The following is a 3,819-nucleotide window of genomic DNA, read 5'->3' on the forward strand; positions in this document are numbered from 1 at the left end:
GTGTTCCTGGGAGAGTATTCAGGAGCGCTGAAAACCGCGGGTGCTGCGCTTAATGTTTGAATTCAGGAATAATGTTTGGAATTACTTGTATCAAGCTCGACGAAGATTATATAAGTCACACCGCGAACTAGAGTTTTGGAATGTAAGGCTCACAGATGGATTTTCTGAAGACTATAGGGCCGTGAACAAGTCATTGGATAACATTAGCGTAGTAAGCTCCGCACTCAATAATCAGTTATATCACTTTATTGAAAGCAACATGAAAAACATGGATTCTGTCATTCAGCATAAAAAGCAGTTTGATGAATTATACAAAGGGATACTCAAAGTCACTCAAAAGCGAGTGCAGTGTGGCTTTAAAGCAATTTTTAGGTTTGGTCAGTAATCAAACTAACAAGGCTAGGCACAGCGACGTCTTTTTCGTTGCGGCTTCGCCTCCACTACAAAGCCGCGCGTGCTGGCGGCGTTAGCCTCTCTTTCTAAATCGGTGATATTTTGAAGCGCATTAGGCGAAATCCAGAGAAATTCGAAGTAATCGATCTTTTTACAGCTTTAGGACGTGAGCATGGATATAAGCTGCGCGTTGAGGAAGACGCGAGCGATTTCATTGAACGTATCGGGAGTGCCCTGAAGGCATCCCAAGATAATCCAAACCTTTTGCATGGAAAGCGCGTCGAATCGCTTTTTGCTCATGTGGCAGGGGCGCTAGGCAATTGCCGCCTTATTAAGCAAGAAGACAGCGGAGAAGCATTTGCTACAGAACAGGATATTCAGGCGCCAGATTATAAGGTGATACTCAAAGACGGAAGCCAGTATTTTATTGAAGTAAAAAATTGTCATTTTCCAAATATAAAATCACCTTACCCTTTCAGAAAGGATTACCTGAAAAAGCTTGAAAAATATGCTGAGCTACATGGTACACCTCTGCTTTTTGCGGTCTATTTTTCACAACATAACAAGTGGTTCCTATTGCGAAAGGAGTCGCTCATTGAGAAGAATAATAGATATGTAATAGATTTCATAAATGCTATGGCAAAAAACGAGATGTCATTGCTGGGCGATCGTACTATTGGTACGGAGCCCGACCTATCTATAGAGCTGCTTGCTGACCGTTCGAAAGAAGCGAAAATCAACGATAGTGGAGAGGCTAACTTCATTATTGGTGATGTAAAAATATATAGCAATTCTAGAGAAGTTACAGATCATATAGAAAAGTCTATAGCCTTTTACCTGATGAGATTTGGGACTTGGAATGAAAATGATGCTGAAGCCATTTTTGATGAGGATGAATTTCTAGGCGTCAGATTTACTTATTCACCAGACTTTCCTCCAGAAGAACAGAGGTTTTCAATGATTGGCGAATTAAGCTCTATGGTAAGTGCGTCATACGGAGAGAAAACTGTATATGAAAGGAGCGTGATAGCACTCGATACGAATATGGAGCCAAGTGTATTCGCAGTCGAAATTCCTGACAAATACAAAGGAAATGACTTGCCACTATGGCAGCTCATAATGCAACCTAACCCAGAGTTCAAAGGCTAACAATCCAAGGCAGCGGGACATATTTTGCTTCGCTCCGCTCAAAACGCAAAATATGCCCCTGCTTGGGGGCGTTAGGTGCCACTGAGAGTATTCTGGCGGCCAAAACTTGTCTGAAATCGCAATAAAAAAGGGGGCTTCGTGAAATACATACTCATAGCAGCGGCTGCACTCATTCTTTCAGGCTGTGCAAGCTCGGCCGCGCCAAGATACGTCAATGGTCACTACTACATGGTAGGGGACTCGACCTGTGTTCAGGGCAGACAGCTATCGAGCACGCGCATCATGTGCGCTGACAAGAAAGGTAACGACACTGGGTACAGAGATGCTATGACGCCCCAAGACTTGCAGATGTATCAAATCCAGGTGGTCCAACAGCAGCAGTCCATGCAACAACTCACTCAGAGCGTGCAACAAGTTGGCCAGACGTTTCAGAATGCAGGGGAGCAAATACGACAGCAAAGCCAATCATGGACGCCACCTCAAGTTCAACCCATCTCACCGCCAAGTTCTGGTAGCACTACCTACCGCCAAGTTGGAAACTCTTGGATGGGATCTAATGGCTCGAGCTGTCAGGTCGCAGGGAAAATCATTCTTTGCTCTGACGGAAAAAGATGTCAGATGGTTGGACAGAACTTGATGTGCAATTGAGGTGGTGCAAGTACAGATCCAATAGTTGGCCGAGCAAGCACTATGAGCATTGACTATCGCAGCAAGATCCGATCAATCGCCAAGAAGCGTGAAATTGAGCTGTTGCTGCACTTTACACAAGCTGCGAACTTGCCAGGAATCGTAGAACACGGAATTCTGCCTCGGCGCGAGCTTGAGAAAGACATGTACATGGCATATGCCAGCGATAAATATCGGCTGGATGACAATTTGGACGCCGTATCCGTATCAATATCGCGAATCAACAAAGCAATGTTCGAGGCAAAGCGCCGCAAAAGCAATCATGTCGAATGGCTAGTCGTTGCTCTTTCACCTGAGATTTTATGGACGCACAGTTGCAAATTTTGCTGGTGCAATGCTGCACGAAACGAGATTCGGAACCATATGGGAAGACGCGATGGGCCTTGGGCCCTTGACATGATGTTCTCTAGAAGTAGTGACGCGGACAACGAGCTGCCAATGAATTGCCCTACCGATCCAGAAGCTGAAGTTCAGGTTCTCGAGCCTATCGCACCAAGTTACATAATGGGTGCAATAGTGAATCGCTCATGGATGGTGCAACCTGTGCAACGAGCATTGGAAGGGCTACTTGGTGATTCACCGGTAGTCGTGGTTAACGAGTTCTGAGTCATCTAGGGGGGACACCTAACAATTCATTCAAGCCGACGCCGCTTCGTGGCGCGGCTCAATTCAGGCATTATACACAAGGATGGTCATGAAGCATTTCCATAGAGTCGTTTTTTACTCGCTCCTGGTTTTATCAGTAGTTTGGGCGTGCTTTGCGCTAAAGACCAACCCATTTTCGCTTCTATATAATTTTGAGTTTATTGAGTCAGTTAAATTTATATACATACTGGGTGGGACAGCTGTATTTTGGCCGATGTTCTACGTCGAAGTAGTGGACTACTTAACATCTTCCTTTGGGCGGAATGGGAAGCTGTATAAAACTTATTCTGACAGTATACAAAAAGACATTGTCGTAAGTTTTGTCGCAGCAATAATGCTTGGTAGTATCTACTGGTTAGATCTTGTTAAATACAATTTTTCTGGGATAGATCTGGGCTACGTAGGGTTTCCGTTTCTAATTTGTTCAATTTATACGCTATTTCAAATCACGAAAATTAAAGTGGCAGGAAAGCCTGTTAGAAAATTACCCATAATTGTCACGTTTGTTGTAATCGCTATGTTTACTATTTTGGCTTATTCAACTTTGGTTAAAAATTCTTCAGGGGAGTATGAAGCATATCAAGCTGTATGGTTTCAGTTGACAATATTGTTTGCATCATTCTTTATATTTACTAGCATTAGCCTTGTAAAGCATTCATTAGAAAAAGGTAAGGCTGAACTGTCTCAGTTCAAAAAATACTTTTTTAGTCAGGTTGTAAGGTCAAAAAATAGACTGTATGAGAGTCTTGAAGAACCTTTGAGCAAAATGAATAAAAAGACTCTTAAAGAAAAGGCAAAGCACTCTTCGTCACTTAGAAAGAAAGGTAAAAATTGAGCGCGCGTATAACAAGTCAATCAACTACGCGCCTTCGTCGCCGGACGCAGCAAAGCTGCGCCGGTTATTGAAGCGTTATGGGCAAGGAGATAAAATGGAACTTATTCATT

At 43.4% G+C, this 3,819-nt stretch carries 3 protein-coding genes; all 3 read left to right on the plus strand.

The genetic code is table 11. From position 1 onward, the window contains the following. The first annotated feature begins 495 nt into the window (after positions 1-495). The gene (locus tag FKN99_RS17605; protein ID WP_172119088.1) at positions 496-1,542 is read left to right on the plus strand and encodes a hypothetical protein; all 1,047 of its coding nucleotides are present in this window, start codon (positions 496-498) and stop codon (positions 1,540-1,542) included. Positions 1,543-2,232: 690 nt separating this feature from the next. Beyond that, positions 2,233-2,835: a DarT ssDNA thymidine ADP-ribosyltransferase family protein gene (locus FKN99_RS17610; RefSeq protein WP_172119089.1), complete on the plus strand. Its 603-nt coding sequence runs from the start codon at positions 2,233-2,235 to the stop codon at positions 2,833-2,835. Between the two features lie 88 nt (positions 2,836-2,923). Then, complete coding sequence (locus FKN99_RS17615) at positions 2,924-3,709, plus strand: hypothetical protein (RefSeq protein WP_172119090.1); 786 nt, start codon at positions 2,924-2,926, stop codon at positions 3,707-3,709. Positions 3,710-3,819 lie beyond the last annotated feature (110 nt).

The sequence above is a fragment of the Halomonas hibernica genome, from assembly GCF_013183775.1.
Lineage (GTDB): Bacteria > Pseudomonadota > Gammaproteobacteria > Pseudomonadales > Halomonadaceae > Vreelandella > Vreelandella citrativorans.